The 15,449-nt window shown below is 60.1% G+C and carries 12 protein-coding genes; 3 read left to right on the top strand and 9 right to left on the bottom strand.

Annotated elements, in window-relative coordinates; translation table 11 throughout:
* Positions 1-85 precede the first annotated feature (85 nt).
* The 5 genes from BLT69_RS01425 to BLT69_RS01405 all read right to left on the bottom strand — a co-directional run bounded on the left by BLT69_RS01425 (position 86) and on the right by BLT69_RS01405 (position 4,181).
* Positions 86-1,471 (bottom strand): S8 family peptidase, encoded by a 1,386-nt coding sequence (locus tag BLT69_RS01425; RefSeq protein ID WP_141757429.1) that lies wholly within the window; start codon positions 1,469-1,471, stop codon positions 86-88.
* Positions 1,468-2,886, bottom strand: coding sequence for a hypothetical protein (locus BLT69_RS11175; RefSeq protein ID WP_092648205.1), 1,419 nt, complete (start codon positions 2,884-2,886; stop codon positions 1,468-1,470). Before BLT69_RS11175 ends, BLT69_RS01425 begins: the two co-directional genes overlap by 4 nt.
* A 49-nt stretch (positions 2,887-2,935) precedes the next feature.
* Positions 2,936-3,427 carry a hypothetical protein gene (locus tag BLT69_RS01415; RefSeq protein WP_070728167.1) on the bottom strand — a complete coding sequence of 164 codons (492 nt, stop codon included), beginning with the start codon at positions 3,425-3,427 and terminating at the stop codon, positions 2,936-2,938.
* 139 nt (positions 3,428-3,566) lie between these two features.
* Entirely contained in the window at positions 3,567-3,851 is a 285-nt protein-coding gene (locus BLT69_RS01410) for a WXG100 family type VII secretion target (protein WP_058237776.1), read from the bottom strand.
* A gap of 15 nt (positions 3,852-3,866) precedes the next feature.
* Complete coding sequence (locus BLT69_RS01405) at positions 3,867-4,181, bottom strand: WXG100 family type VII secretion target (protein ID WP_058237775.1); 315 nt, start codon at positions 4,179-4,181, stop codon at positions 3,867-3,869.
* Between the two features lie 379 nt (positions 4,182-4,560).
* Between BLT69_RS01405 and BLT69_RS01400 the strand changes: the two genes are divergently transcribed.
* The 3 genes from BLT69_RS01400 to BLT69_RS01390 are packed head-to-tail and all read left to right on the top strand — an operon-like array spanning position 4,561 to position 8,683.
* A complete protein-coding gene (locus BLT69_RS01400; protein WP_157886300.1) occupies positions 4,561-5,880 on the top strand; it encodes an EsaB/YukD family protein in 1,320 nt (439 codons plus the stop codon).
* A complete protein-coding gene (gene eccB, locus BLT69_RS01395; RefSeq protein ID WP_058237773.1) occupies positions 5,880-7,292 on the top strand; it encodes a type VII secretion protein EccB in 1,413 nt (470 codons plus the stop codon). The genes BLT69_RS01400 and eccB overlap by 1 nt, the downstream gene beginning before the upstream one ends.
* On the top strand, positions 7,289-8,683 hold the full coding sequence (locus BLT69_RS01390) for a S8 family serine peptidase (protein WP_092648203.1): 1,395 nt from the start codon (positions 7,289-7,291) through the stop codon (positions 8,681-8,683). Before eccB ends, BLT69_RS01390 begins: the two co-directional genes overlap by 4 nt.
* A 62-nt stretch (positions 8,684-8,745) precedes the next feature.
* On the opposite strand, the gene BLT69_RS01385 is transcribed toward BLT69_RS01390, so the two are convergent.
* Genes BLT69_RS01385 through BLT69_RS01370 form a run of 4 tightly spaced genes read right to left on the bottom strand, consistent with a single transcriptional unit; the run spans position 8,746 to position 15,346 of the window.
* A complete protein-coding gene (locus tag BLT69_RS01385; protein ID WP_092648202.1) occupies positions 8,746-10,515 on the bottom strand; it encodes a serine/threonine-protein kinase in 1,770 nt (589 codons plus the stop codon).
* Positions 10,512-13,172 carry a transglutaminase-like domain-containing protein gene (locus tag BLT69_RS01380; protein WP_092648201.1) on the bottom strand — a complete coding sequence of 887 codons (2,661 nt, stop codon included), beginning with the start codon at positions 13,170-13,172 and terminating at the stop codon, positions 10,512-10,514. Before BLT69_RS01380 ends, BLT69_RS01385 begins: the two co-directional genes overlap by 4 nt.
* On the bottom strand, positions 13,169-14,338 hold the full coding sequence (locus BLT69_RS01375; protein ID WP_157886299.1) for a DUF58 domain-containing protein: 1,170 nt from the start codon (positions 14,336-14,338) through the stop codon (positions 13,169-13,171). Before BLT69_RS01375 ends, BLT69_RS01380 begins: the two co-directional genes overlap by 4 nt.
* Before the next feature lie 42 nt (positions 14,339-14,380).
* Complete coding sequence (locus BLT69_RS01370; protein ID WP_092648199.1) at positions 14,381-15,346, bottom strand: AAA family ATPase; 966 nt, start codon at positions 15,344-15,346, stop codon at positions 14,381-14,383.
* Between the last annotated feature and the right edge of the window lie 103 nt (positions 15,347-15,449).

Here is a 15,449-nt window from a genome sequence, read left to right as displayed (position 1 = left end):
CGTCCGGGCTCAAATTCATAGAGTTTGTGTGCCAGGAAGATCGATTGCCGCATCGACTGCGCCTCAGCTGCGTCCCTGGCTGCTCTTAGAATGGCTGCTGACGTGGAGTGCCGGTCCGAGGCGAACGCGCGCGGGCAACAAGCACGACGACCACAATTATGACGACAAAGACGACTGCACCTACTGCAATCCAGATGCCAAGCGGTATGCCATTGGACTGGCCGACCCCGTCTGATGGTGCGGACTGAGGCAGTTGGCTGGCGTCAGACTGGCTGGCACCTGACTGCCCCGATTGGGTAAAGCGCGGTGAGGTGCCGGGCTGCCATTGATCGCCGTATTCGGGACGTGCAAAAGCGTCGTCTGCGCGCCCGCGATACACGTAGTCCTTGTCTCCGACATCTATCGTGAAGAAGGGGTCAATGAGGCCGTCGCGGTAATCGGCTCGCAGCTGATCATCAGGGCCGTGATCTGATTTGTGCAGCAGGGGGTTTTCGTCCTTGAAACGGGTTGGATCGGCGTTGAGGAACTCATGCAGCTGCGGAACTCCAAAACCAATCTGCTCATCCCAGTCTTCACGACCTGTTGACCACGAAAAAGCGTTGAGCACTTCGTACGGCGTCGCCTCGGGCCACTTCTGCATACCCAATGCCAGCATGCCGGCAGCCATTGGAGCTGAAAACGAGGTTCCCCATGCATCAGGTGTAATGACCGTGAGGTTGCCGTCAGGGTCCGGGTCGCGAAGCGTGATCTGTTCACCGGGAAGGACCACGTCCAACCCCTCGCCGTGGGACGAAAACGTTGAGCGGTTGCCTTCAAAGTCAGATGAGCCCACAGCCAGGACACCGTTATCTGCGGCGATGTTGATAGGGAAATCCTCTTTATTGCCGGCAGCTGCCACCAGCAACACCTCGTGCAGCTCGGCGCGCATCGAGACATATTGGAGCAGCGAAGCGCTGCCACCGATCGTGATCACCACGATATCGGCGCCCGCATTGATGGCGGCATTGATTGCACTGACCACGTCGTCCTGGGCAGCGCACTGCGTGGACAGGCCGTCACTGGACTTATTGAACGTCGACGTCACCGCAAAGTTCACGATTGTCGCACCGGGTGCCACGCCGTAATCCGGCGAGGCGACTACTGACGTGACGGCGGTTGCGTGTGACACTTCAATAGGTTCGAATGCGGCGTCAGAGCACATTGCCTCGTGAGCGGCGATGTCGGCACCGGCCAGTTCCGGCACTCCCGTATCGGCCAGTCCGTCCACGATTCCGATCGTGATGCCGGACCCATCCAGCCCCTGCGAGCGCGCCTCGTCCAACCCCAGATAGTCCTCGTAGGCCTGGTCGCGAATTGTGTCATCGCCGTGGGCGGGGACGCCCACCATGCACAGCAGAGCGATGAGCACTGCTGACAGGCAGAGGCTGAGACTTCTGAGGGGGCGAGTTGATCGAATCGGGAAACTACTCACCAACGATCCTCGATTTCGCTTTCACTGGCATGTAGATCCTCCGCTGAACCTGCTCCTGACTGCTCTGATTCGTATGGTTCTGAAGCTGCGTCGTCTTCCAAACGGAATACATCGTATCCCACGAGCGCGGATTTTCTCTCGCTGTTGTCAGAGCCGGCACCGGTACCGCCCATGGGTGCCATAAAGCCTCGTCCCATTCCGCCTCGACCTGCGGCAGCCGCAGCTGAAGAGTTGGCCGCACCACCTGCACCCCGAGCTCCAAAGCCTGTCGCGCCCCGGGCAGCCATTCCTCCAGCGCCACCTGTTGTGCCTTGCGCGGACATTCCTGCTGCACTTCCTCCAGCACCACCTGTTGTGCCTTGCGCGGACATTCCTGCTGCACTTCCTCCAGCACCACCCGAGGTGGACGATGACACGATTCCGCTGGCGGGAACTCCCCGCGAAAATGCGGCCGCTGCGTTCGGTCCGGCCAATGACAGTCCTGACAGACCTGATCCGCCGGCCCGGGCAGCCAAAGTGGCAGCTCCTGCTCCCAGCAGACCTCCTGCCATGACAGCCGTCGAGCCGCCTACTCCCAGACGACTTCCCTCCGCAGCGATTCCCTGATCGAGGAATGCACCGATACCCTTAGGGCGCGTTCCCTCCGGCAGATATCCCTTCAGGGGGCCGTCAGGTCTGATCGCACCATCAGGGGAGGAGCCTGACAGCGTTGCCTCATTGCGAGTTCCGCTTTCAAATGCCGTGGCACCTGAGTTGACGTCTCCGATGGACGCGCTCGACTCGCCTCGCATGTTCGACATCCACGAACCCAGTCCGTGACGTGTCTCAGATCCGGAGATCAACGGTATTCCTGCGCTTTGCCCGCGTCCACGAGAGCCAGTTCCATTTGGGTAGTCGTAATTCGCGTAGCCGACGCCCGATCCTGACCGTGAAGAATTATTCCCTGTGGAGGAGCCTCCTGACCTGTTCACTTGCTGGCCGCTGGAGATCACTTTCATACCTGTTCGAGATGCCGCGCGCAGGCCCGCATTCATTTTCGAAAGGATCTGGGCGGCTTCCGAATCGAGCTGGCTGATATCTTCAGGACGCTTGGGGCCTGCGCGGTGATACTCCGCGACAACCATCTCACCCTCACGTGCCGCCTGTCGGATAGCAACCTGCGCCTGAGAATAAGCCTTCGAATACGTCCTGACCGCGGCCGAGTAATCCTCCACTTTACTCTGGCACCGCGATAGCCAACTCACAATGGCGTCATTGGTTTCGCCAGAAATATTCGTCCTGGCCTTATACGTGCTAATGATCTCGTTGCACTCATCGAGTTTTTCTGAAATCTTCTCGATCGAGTCCGGCGTCTCCGCGCCTCGCACCGGAAGCTGCTGCACCGCTTCCAGTCGTTGGACGATTTCTCCAGCCATGATTCACCTATTCACTCCAGTAGTTCAACATGTGGAATCTCTCAGGGGCTTACTCGGGGTCTTCGGACTCCGAATTCCTGCGCTCGTTTCCATCTTCGGATTCCGAGTTCGTACGCTCGGTCGCGCCTTCTGAGCCCTGCTCACTCGTATCTGCCTCTTCGCCGCTTTGCTCGCGAAGGCGTTCCTGCTCCTGCGGGCGCTCGGCATTTCGGGCAGATTCTGCTTCCTTGACCTTCAACTCTGCTTCAGAGTCCGTATCGGAGCGTATGAATGCATTGATCGCATCGTCAACACCACCGGAGAAGGCAGTCAAGTCTGAATGAAGCAGATCGATGAGGACCTCCAGTTCATTCAAATTTTCAACGAGACGCTCACGGAACATCACCGCTCCGCTTTCAACTCCCCACTTCGCGCTGGTCTCACCCCTGGCAATGCTGCCAGTGGAAGTCTTCGCCGCTGTAACGTGAGTCAACCCGTCGTGGCGCAGCTTATTCAGCTCCGTCCGCGCAGCATCAACATCTACTTCCCAGCCTCCAGACACTGTTTCTCCTCTACACCTGTCGTGGTCGAACGATCGTTGTGTCCATGTCGTGAATCAGATCGAAATAGTGAACCGGCGAAAGGGACGCTGCCGCGAGAAACCGCCTGCAGCGTCCCTTTCGACAAGCACAAGGCTCAGACTACTGGAACAGTCCTGCGTTGTGGTGGTCAGTTGAGTTGTAATCCTGGTTAGCCTGCTCGACGAGAACGCTGATGCGAGCCAGGACGTCACGCATACCGGTCATGCCCTCGGTCCACTTTGCCTTGGCAACCTGGTAGGCCTGCTGTGCATCGCCTTCCCAGTTGGTCTGCAGCTGCTGGAGCTCAGAATCCATCTGATCCAAGGTGTTTTGAATGCCGGTAGCACCAGTGTTGATATCTGCTGAGGCGGTTGACAGAGCCCCGTAGTTTACTTTCAGATCCATTTCAGCTTAGTCCTCTCACATTCCAAGACGGCCGGCGACGGAGTTCATCGCAGCCTGGTGGTCGGCATCGGTCGTGTCGTAAGCCTGCTGCGATGAACGCAGGTTGGCTTCGAATTCGTTCAACGCACTGGTGATCTTGCGTGCATCCTCATCCCACTGAACCATCAGCTGCTGGAAAGCGGTAGATGCGTTGCCGACCCACTGTGAGCCGATGCTTGAAAGGTTGGAGCGCAAGGTGCTCAGGCGGCCCTCAAGATCCTGACGTGTAGAAGAAACAGTTTGAGCGCCTTTGAGGATTGCACCCTCTGCGGCGGAAACCTGTCCAGCCATGTTTTATCCTCCATAATCGGTAGGCTGCCGAGCACTCACTTCGAACACTCGGAAGATGACACACTTACTGAAACATACCCGCCCCCCGTTTGGCAATAGTCTGAAGTAAACTGTAAACGTTTCGTCACCGACGTGTTACTTGAAAGAATCGGCAAAAAAATCGAGATTTTTGCCCGTTTACGCTCGAAAGAAACGGTAGTTAACGCTGGTCGTCCGCGGATTCGCAGTATGCGGGGTGTTCACCCATCGAACCGTCAGCATGCCCTTCACGGTTTCCCTCTTTCATACTTATTGTTTGTTGATGTTCCAATAAATGAAATACCGTTTAGTCTTAGATGGGGCCCGAATTCCACGGGCGACGCATCCGAGAGGACCGTTCATGCCACAGAGCGTCAAATCACGCACCGGAACACTCATGCCAATCTCCGTCATGTGCGCTGGTCAAAAGCTCGATATGTCCGTACCGTCATCGTTGATCGTGGCGGAGCTGCTGCCGGGCATGGTTGAAGCACTTGGCCGCCTCGATCCAGAAACGGCAACTCAGGGATACCGACTCCTGACTCCGTCAGGGCGCGTACTCGACCATTCTCAAACCCTGCGCGCCCAACACGTCACTCCCGGCACACTTCTGACCCTTGAGTCCGAGGGTGGCAGCACAGTAGACCAGCGCTATGACGATCTGGTTGAAGCTATCGGCACATCCGTCAACAAACATCAGGACGCATGGACCAAAGGCGACAGTGCACAGCTGTCATCACACTGCGGAGTCATCCTGATCCTGACTGCAGCGGTGCTGCTCGCAATTCGCGGTGGACACTCGATGGCCACCGCCATCATCGCAGCTGTCGGAGCCGCCCTCGTGTGCGCCACTGCAGCGATCGTGGCACGAGGAAGCAGCACTGCAGGAGCCGTTTCGCTCAGCTTGACCGTTCCCGTTCTTCTTGGGGTCGCAGGATTTGCCCTCATCACTGATGGGAACCTGGCGCACTGTTTCATGGCCATCGGCGTCGGCATCATGTTCGGCTCCCTTGCCACGATGGTGCTTCCCCCGGGGTTACGCATCATTGCCGGCGGCCCATTGCTCGCAGGGTTTTCCTATATGGTCGTCGGCGCACTGACTGCCTACGCCACAGTTTCGCTGCAACGGTCAGCGACGGTGGTGGTGGCCCTCCTGACGCTGGTCGTGCTGTCGACTCCGTGGATCGGGCTGGCACAGATGCCCTCGCGGATTCCCGCTCTTAACATCCAATCAACAGAGTCATTCTCAGGTGCAGCAGTCGATGAACAGGTAGTGACCGGACAGGCGCTGGCTTTATCAGTGAAGATCGCATCGTTCATGGTGATCATTACCTGCGTTCCGATGGTGGTTGCGACCGTCGAGGGTGTCCTGCTCATGGCATGCGTGGGGGCGGCATTCATGCTGGGGACGCGGTCGCTTCACGGCCGAATTGACGTCTTTATCGGGGTTGTCGCCGGCATGTTGATCACGCTCGCCACCGGGATCCTGGCAACTCTGGCGGTATCGTGGCTGCTTCCCTGGACGGTAGGCCTGACGGTCCTGGTCGCGATCCTGATCCTGGCGGCCAACGTCGTTAATTCGCGGCTGCGCCCGTGGCTCACTCGCCTGGCAGATGGAGCCAACGTCATCGCTCTGATCGCGATCATTCCGCTGACGTGCCTGGTGTGGGGGATCATTTAATGGCTTCCAATAAAGATATTCTCAATGCGCAACGGTTTAATCGCCGCCGACTCGTCACGGCGTTCATCTCCGGCACGCCTGGAGGCCGGGAACTGGAATCCAAATCGTTCGTGCCGCCCCTGATCGGCGGGATCGTCATTTCACTGCTGATGCTCGGCATTGCCTTCGCGATGGGAAAGTTCTCCCCCACCCTGCCGGATAACTGGCAGAACAACACGCTGATTATCGTCAAGGGAACAGGTGCGCGCTACTACTCCGTTCAAGGAGTACTGCACCCGATCTACAATGTCACCTCAGCGCGTATGCGCACCCCGGCTGGCTCTCTGCAAACCGTTTCCGTGGGAGAAAAAGTGATCGCGGGTATTCCTCGCGGCGATGCGATCGGAGAACCTGAAGCACCCGATAATGTCCCCGCTCCCGCCGACCTGAAAGCAACCGAGTGGAACGCATGCGTCATGGAAAACGCGTCGACCCACACATGGGTGTCAATCCGACCCGACGGCCTCGAACCCGTGACGACAACGCTGGTCAAACAGGGCGACACCCTCTACGTCATTGCAGAGAATGTGCGTCACCGCATCGAACCCGAACATCTCGAAGTCCTTAAGAACACCCTCAACATCAACGATTCACCTGTCTTTGACGTGCCGGCTGACTGGCTCAATCTCTTCAATAACGGCACACCATTCACCCCCATCAGTCTCGACAACAGCGGTACGCCCGTCAGCGGGATGCCCTCGTCCGTCCACGATGCCGTCGTCGGCACGATCATCAACGTCAAATTTCCCGAGGGAGACCACCACTACCTCGTCATAGGCGATGGTCAGCTGGTCCAGCTCTCCGACGTGTCGTATGCAATGTACCAGGCCTCTTCCACCGGCAACCCGTACACAATTGACCCACCGACAGTGTCCGTCGGTGAAATAGCCAATATTCATGTCGTCACTGAAGGCGGTCCTGTTCCTGCGGACTGGCCTGACACCCTCGGCACGATTACCAATGAGCAGGCTCGGCCGTGTGCTCACCTCGACGTCAGTGACATCGAGAAAGGAAGCGTCCTGTCAGCCATACCCGCTGATTCACCAGATCTGGCATCCGCACAGTCGGGTATGGGCACGTCCGCCTCCCCCGCGGCCTCGAATTCTCCTCACCCGCCGGCCGTGGGGTCAACATCCGTTCTGGGCGGAAGCGGTGTTCTGGCACGTTCCACTTCCGGCGGCTCCCTGGGTGCCGTCATGCTGATCTCTGATACAGGTCTGTCGCACGGTCTGGGCCTGAACTACTCCGAAGCCATGCAGCGATTGGGGTATGACGAAAATTCCATTACGCCGATTCCCGGGCCGTGGATCGCGCTGATCCCTGAAGGCATCGACCTCAAACCCATCGATCCTGCCACAGGTTCAGCCTCATGAGCGAACAACGGACACACATTGTCAGGTGGGCACACACCGCCCTCCTGACATGCGTATGCGCCCTGCTTCCACTGTCGCTCCTCCCTCATGCATCTCACGCTCAAGCCCCGGTTGGCACTTCTCACAGCCAGCCTGCGCGAGTCGATCACCGGGCGCGCATCCCCCTCGCCAATGGGGACGAACCGCAGGCATGCCAGGTAGGCAAGACGCAGTACGTTCCGATTGAACCGCCCGTCTTTGAACGACTGGGAATCCAGCAGGCGTGGGAACTGTCCACCGGCGGAGTGCTCGTCGCTGTTGTGGACTCAGGGGTGAGCAGCGCTAATGAGCACCTGAAGGAAGCTGTTCAGCCAGGAACCGATTTTGTTGATTCGGGTGGCGATGGGCGCACCGATGTCGACGGACACGGTACGGCGGTCGCCGGTCAGATCGCGTCGCGGCCAGTTGAGGGATCCGGACTGGTCGGCATCGCCAAGTCAGCACAGATTCTGCCTGTGCGCGTATATGCTTCCACGCGACCCGAGGATACCGACAATGGGCGCGGTCCGAACGTGAAGCGCACAGCAGCAGGCATACGGTGGGCGGCCGATCACGGTGCCAAAATCATTGCTGTTCCGGCATCGTCACCGTCTGACCATGCTGAGTTGGCTCAGGCAGTCGCTTATGCTACGAACGCCGGTGCGCTCATTGTCGCCTCGGCGGGTAACGCCGATCCGAACGGGGAAAATTCAGGGGTGCGTTTTCCTGCCAACTATGAGCAGGTGCTCTCAGTCAGTGCGGTAACGCTTCAGGGACAGCCTTCTGACAGCGTCGTGCACGGCGTTCACGTGGAAGTGGCAGCTCCCGGTTCCGATGTGCTGACCACGTTCCTCCAGTGGGGTGATTGTGTCCTGTCAGGCGAGCAGCCCTCCACGTCGTACTCAACGGGGTACGTCGCCGGCATTGCCGCCCTCGTCGCTGCTGCTCATCCAGAGGAGACTCCTGCTGACTGGAAGTACAGGATTCTTGCAACAGCATTACGCTCCACGCCCTCTGAACGCAATGAGATTGTCGGGTGGGGAATTGTTGCACCCAAGGATGCGATCAACTTCGTGAACGACGGTACGCAGGATGGTCCGCCTAACCCTCGCTACCAGCGGGCAGACCGGCCGATTCCTCCACCTGTGCGCCTGGTCAAGCCCGAAGAGGATCTGACAAAAAGCCGCACGCAATACCTGACAATCGCTGCAGGCATCGGGGTGGCTGTGCTTCTCGGAAGCCTCGTGGCTGCCACACTGATCGATCAGCACCGACAAACCAGGAAACGTGCCAGGAAGAGCTCCGTGACGACACGCCACGTGTCGAACCCGTTTTCACTTCGCGTTCCGCGCACTGAGTCAGGTCAAAAGTAGGGAGGTCTCAGCGGGGCATCCGGCCAGCGTGGCATCCGGCGCGGACGAGGCGGCAGAACGTCCTACGGCACATCGACGCAGGCCTTGGCTGAATCGGACTGACGGCCTCCCCTGATGGCGGCTGTCACCTCCAGGCAGTTCTCTCCCGACAATGCGTGCGTATCCAGTGACTGCACCTGAGTCTTGCCCGACTGGTTGAGATTTTCAGGGCCGCTCATCACATAGAAGAATTCGATGACCTGTTCGTCGCCGGATTGGCCGCCAGAATCAGACTGCATGGCGCTGTCCTGCTGGCCTGCATCATCCTGAGCGCCCGACTGGCCGGACGAATCTGCGGACATGTGGTGGCGCCACGACCAGTGGATGACATCGCCGTCGACAACGCCGCTTACTGACGTGGGCGAGGGGGGAGTCTGACCGATGGGGTCCACCGGTGCGGGAGGTGCGGGTGTCGGGTTATTGATCGGGCCTGGCGCAGGTGATGGACCGTTCCACGATATTGTGCCTCCCCCGCCGGTGAGCAGGGCAACCACCAGCCCGGCACACGCCAGCACACACACGCATGCAATGACGATAATGACGGGAAGCGACAGGCGTCGTGCCGGCCGCGCGGTATCGGAGGAAAAAGCCGCGTTCTCGCGTTCAATCTGCGCCAGTCTGTCTTCTTCAGAGACCCATTGGTCGGGCTCGACAGCATACGACTGTGAATCAGCGAAGACAAAGGATCCAGATGCTGCCTGCTCGGACGCATCGTCTCTGGCGTCGCCGCGAGCGGTGCCTGCAGTGTGCCCTCCAGGCACCACTGTGCTCCAGCCGCCGTCCGTTGTTCGTCCCTCTACCGACGTCGTTGCTCGGCGGTTATCTGCACCTGACATCGACGGATCAATGGTGCGAATGGCACGCACCCTGGTCTGATCTGAATCAATAGACGTGTCCTGCACGGCTGTCAGGTCATCGTGCGGCCCGGCGCTGTGAAGCTCCATGCGCGTCATCGGCTGATGCATGACTTCCTGGGCGCGCTGGAACTGCCGGCCCAGCTCTGCTGCTGAGGCAGGGCGTTGGCGTGGATCCACTGACAGCGCCTGACGCAACGCAGCTTCCAATACCTGTGGCACGTCAGAGCGGTTCAGCGAGCCGATGCGCCCTTCCTGGACGCGGCCAGCCACAGCCACGGCCGAATTGTCGCCCACCGGGTCCTCAAAGGGTGAGCGCCCAGTCAGGAACGTCCACGCGGTCGTGGCCAGCGCCCAGATATCCATCGAGGGGTGGGCGGGCGTGCCAGACACCTGCTGCTCAGGTGGCGCCCACAGCACCGAAAAGCCGTCAGCGGAATGGGAAGCGGGAGCACCCAACTTGGCGGCAACCCCAAAATCAGTGAGCATCGGGTGACCATATGCATTCATCATGACGTTGGATGGTTTGATATCGCGGTGGACGTATCCTGCCCGGTGCACCATTTCCGCTGCGCCGCACAGCTGGATCATGACGTCCAGGGCGCGCCGCACTGACATCGGTTGGGAACGCACCTGTTGGAGCACATTGGTCACAGGACAGTACTCCATGATCAGGTAGGAATCTCCCTGAGCAGTGGTGCCCACGTCATACAGTGATGGGATCGACGGGTGAGCCGATGTCGCCGCCATTGCATCAGCTTCCCGGATCACTGCCTCGTCTGCGTCAGTGCCTTCATGGTTGCGCGCCACTTTGACGGCAACGTCGCGCGAGGGAACATGCTGCTGGTAGAGGTAGACATCCGCAAAGCCACCGTGACCCAATGCGCGTCTGAACGTGTATCCCTCAAGCTGTGGGCCTTGGTTGTTCTGACTTGTCATGGTCTTCCTTTAGGTGACGACGTGCGGACAGGCTGATCGGAGAACGCCTTTTGCCGCTGATCGCGGCGCGAGTGCCGTTTCCAGAAGCGCCACCGGGATTCTGTGCGGGGCTTTTCGGCATGGGTGAAGCCTCCGCGGCGGTGCCGGTGCCGCCTCAGCGACCTGACGGACAGCGCGGTCAGTGCCCGCTGGAACCAGGACTGCCTGGATCGCAGTTCTGCCTTCAACTGCGAATAGTAACCCCAGGCTCGGTTGGCATCATCCTTCGTCACGACGTCCTGTCCAAACTGAGCGCGGTCGGCAATAGATGCCAGGAGCACCGTCGCCGGTGCTGTCTGGCCGGCAACGCGCCAGTCAACTGACGCTTCCGTCGACTCATCAACGACGGGCGAGGGCGACTCTGTGTCCTCGTGAGTGTCCTGCCACACGCTGTCCGCAAGGCTCCACGCTGCTTCTGCACGTGTCATGTCGCGAGGAAGCCGGGTTCCGGCATCAGCCGCAAGATCGACCGTCTGGTTCCATGAGCCTTCCACTGATGACAGCGGGGAGCTGTGACGCCGCTTGTAGAGGCGTCGAGCCTTCCACAGCAGAATTGCTGCAATTGGCACGATGATGAGCAACGCTATACCGACCGAGGTGAGGATCACGCCCCATGGGACAGGGACAGGTGCTTCCGAATCGGATGGCGTGTTCTTCTCTGTTATCGCCGGCGGAAGCTCCGGAGGCTCTTCCGGCGGATTCGGTGGCTGCAGAACCTGCGGGCGCGGAGTAGGAGTCGGATCCGGGGTCGGATCGGAAAAGATGTTGTCGCGTGGGGGTGTGGGATCAAAAATCGCCCATCCGACATCGACAAATTCAGCCTCCACCCACACGTGCAGATCCGCACCTTTGAGACCAACTGAACGCACCGGCGCTTCACTGGCCGCATTCCCCTGCAGTTGATCCAGTGCAGCCCCTGTGACGGGGTCACTGGGATAGGCACCCATCACGACGCGCGCTGACATACCCAGAGAGTGCAGCATCAGAGCCATCAGAGTTGCGTACTGTTCGTCATCGCCCACCATCTGATCGTCATCGATCATGCGTGCCAGTCGGTCTGCCCGGTGTCCTGACCGCGAGCTCTTATCCATCCCGTTGGAGAAATACCCGTTCTGCGCCAAGGTACGTTCAATGGCCCGGGCTTTCTTGATCGGAGTCGATTCAATCGCTGACATTGAGACGGCAAGTTCTTTGACACCGTCAGGAACGTTCGTGTCAGGCTGTCCTTCCACCGACACTGCGCCGGCACCTGCCAGCTGCGAATCAGACCAGCGCGGTGGCACATCGGCGACCAGGTGATAGCTCAGATCATCCCCGTCCGACCCGGTGGTCAGCGCAGCGTCTGCCCACCTGTTCCAGTGCAGGCCATCCTGGTATCGCTGCGCCTGGTCGCCTGAAAACTCGATAACTTCGGCCTGCCCCATCGTTGGAACCCATGGCCCCATCAGGCCAGACGTTGTCACCCTCGTATCTGCGCGCACTGAACCGATCGGAGAGGGCCGCACCGGCAGTTGACTGCCCACTGAAATGTAGCTACCGACAGGGCTTTCCTCAGGATCGGACATGCCGAATGTGATGCCGTTATACGTGTCCATGACGGCCAGGCGCACGCGCGCCCCATGAGGCAGTTGCGACACCGATATCAGCGTCTCGTCACGTTCCTCGGTTGTCAGATGCCGGAAGGCCGCAAGCGGACTGGGGTAGTCATGCAGGTCCAGCGGCGGCTCCACAAGATCACGCAGGACTGTGCGTTCGTCCCACGATCCGACGTAAGAAGTGACAGGAAATGCGAGCGCGGTCGTACATGCCGTGATGACGAGGGCGACCACAGCCTGCTGCAGCACGTGGGCGCGAACTGGCCGCACCGACCGTGTCGAGGTGTTATGTCCGGTTGTCGTCATGCCTGCCGCACGACGAGCCCGCCGGCCGATGAGGATGTCGAAATCAGAATGGAGGCGCAGATGCTGAACGGACCACATCCACCACATGATGATCGCCAGGAACCACACCATGACGGCCCACACTGGCGGCTGCATGCCGCTGGGGCCCCACGCCACGGCGATGATGCCCATCAGCGCCAACGGAATGGTACCGACAACAACCCAGCCGCGCCGCATGGTCATCACCCCGGTCGCGAATGCGCACAGCAATCCGCAGATCCACGGCATAACCGACGGGCCGACATATGATGACGCAGGTGGTGCCAGTGTCAGCAGGTCACGCCACGCGACAACGGGCTGCATGACCAGGAACTGAAGGGTGCGCCCGGTGGGAATGACGTGCGCGTACAGCGTTTCAGGTAGTGAGCCGATACCGCCGAGCAGCAGGTGCGTCGCGAACAGTGCCGCCACGCTCGTAATCACGTCCCAGCGCCAGTAGGTGCACAGTGCCGCAAGGATCAGACCTGCCGCAACACCACTGCCCGCGGCGCGCAATCCCAGTCCGTGGCCAAACAGTGGTTCGTGCGCTGCAATCACCGGAATGAACAGTACCGCCAAGACGATCCATGACCAGACAGGCAACGGGCTTCGTGTCAGTCGCCCTCGTCCATTACGCACACGAAAACGGCGTGGACGCTGTGCACCTGCAGGCGGGCGGTCGAACGTGTTCGCACTCATCGCAGCCCTCCGCGTGCCAGCATGCGGGGAAGCGACTCCAGGGTCGGGCAGGTTGCGACGACTGCTCGTGACGAACTGGATCGAGATGAGGGCGCGTCCGGGTCCACGCGGATCACGCCGACGATGACGTCAACGCTCGGCAGATGGCACAGGCGCGCGATCTCGTCGTATGACACGCTTGCCGGAACAATCAGCGTGAGAACGGACGCGTTGGGATATGACGTGAGGACTTCACGCAGACGCTCACTCAGGTCCTGGTCCTCCACTCGCCAGCTTTCTTCAGTGAGTTCATCGAGCATGCGGGTCGCGGACAGTGTGGAAACAGGGCGTGACGAGGTTGCCATCGAAACCTGGTGCGACGCGGTGATGCCCGTCAGAGCCAGTGAAGCGGCGATGGACAGCGCCGTCTCAAACGGTTCTTCTTCCCAGTGATCACGCAACGTATCGATGAAAATCACGTGATGGGAGCGGCGGGTTTCCTCAAACTGACGCACAACCAGGCGACCCGTGCGGGCAGTGGTCGGCCAGTGAACGTTTCGCCGGTCATCGCCGGGCTGGTAATCCCGCAACGCATGGAACGACACGTCGGAGGAGGACAGTTTAGCTGTCACCACGCCTTCGATGTCTGCCTGGAAGCCTGTCGCGTCGAAAGGAACGCGCACTGTACGCGGGTGGACGTAGACGCGAATCGGTTTCGTCCATGCTCTGACTCTGCGGAACAGACCCACCGGATCGGAGCGCACTGAACTGGGCGGACCGACCGTGACGATACCGCGCCTGCGGGTGGGAACTGCGAATACTTCCGACCACGAGCTCCTGCCCGCCAGATTAGGGACGACGAACTGGGCGGCACCTGATCCGACCGGCAGCTCAATGACGTGGGAGCGGGCCGGTCGGGCATGGTCGTTGCGCACGCGCAGCTCTCCAATGATGGTGCGTCCGGCGACGGTTCGTGTCTGAGGAAGCTCCACGCTGACGATCTGGGGAGCGCGCCCAATGATCCAGATCAGCGCGACGATCAGGGATAATCCGCACGCAACGGCAACGATCCCTGCTTCGCGCCAATGCGCGGTGAAGGCAAGGATAGTCGCCACGATGCCACCACACAGCAGTCCGACACCACTGATGGTGATCGTGGAAATGGCGATGTCCCATGCACGACGCACCCCACCTATGATGGATATTCGACGCTGAGCCTCCTGCGGCATTTAGGCACCCGTGATCGGAGCGGGAACGGAGGTCAGTGCACGCGAGACAACACCGGCCGGTGTTGCGCCGGCGAATGCGGCGTCCGGATCCACGATGATGCGGTGCTCCCACACAGGTCCTGCGAGCGCTTTCACGTCGTCAGGCAGCACGAAGTGACGTCCCTGTGCTGCGGCCCATACACGTGCGCATCGAGTCATGCCGATGGCGGCTCGCGTGGACACGCCCAACATGGAGGACTCGTCTTCGCGGGTGGCTTCGGCCAGTGCGGCAATGTAGTCCAAAACCGCGCGGTCGGTGTGGTTGTCGGCGGCCATCGCCTGGAACGTGTCGACTTCATGGGCTGAGACGACGGGGTGCAGGTTACGTGACCGGTCCGGTGCGGCCGCGCCGTCAAGGACTTCGATCATGGCTGCACGCGAGGGATACCCCAGTGACGTTTTCATGAGGAATCGGTCCAGTTGCGCTTCAGGCAGCGGGTAGGTGCCGGCCTGTTCGACCGGGTTCTGGGTAGCAATGACCATGAAGGGTTCGCCAGCCGGGTAGGAAACGCCGTCGATCGTCACGTGCGCTTCTTCCATCACTTCCAGCAGAGCCGACTGCGTCTTGGGCGATGCACGGTTGATTTCGTCGGCCAGCACAATCTGGGCGAAGATTGGGCCGCGGTGGAATACCCACTCGTGTTTTTGCTGGTCGTACATGTTCACGCCCGTGATGTCGGAGGGGAGCATGTCAGGTGTGAACTGGATGCGCGAGTGTGACCCGTCAATGGTTGCCGCCAGTGCGCGCGCAAGAGCAGTTTTTCCTGTTCCGGGCGCGTCCTCGAGCAGCAGGTGCCCGCCAGCGAACAGTGTCGTCAACGTCAGTCGAATGGCCTGTTTCTTGTCCAGCACTGCCAGCGAAATCGCGTCGACCAACGCGGCGAACATTTCGGCGAACTCTGTGGCATCGCGTTCATTGAGTGACATACATGCTCCTTACTGTGCGTTGGTTGCTGGCCAGTCGTTGGCAGCTCATTGACGAGGGTGGCCCAGGTTTTGCCGGGCGTACTATTCCCGTCCAGTTCCACTG

The organism is Schaalia radingae (assembly GCF_900106055.1).
Lineage (GTDB): Bacteria > Actinomycetota > Actinomycetes > Actinomycetales > Actinomycetaceae > Pauljensenia > Pauljensenia radingae_A.
This window is presented reverse-complemented; position numbering and strand designations above follow the sequence as displayed.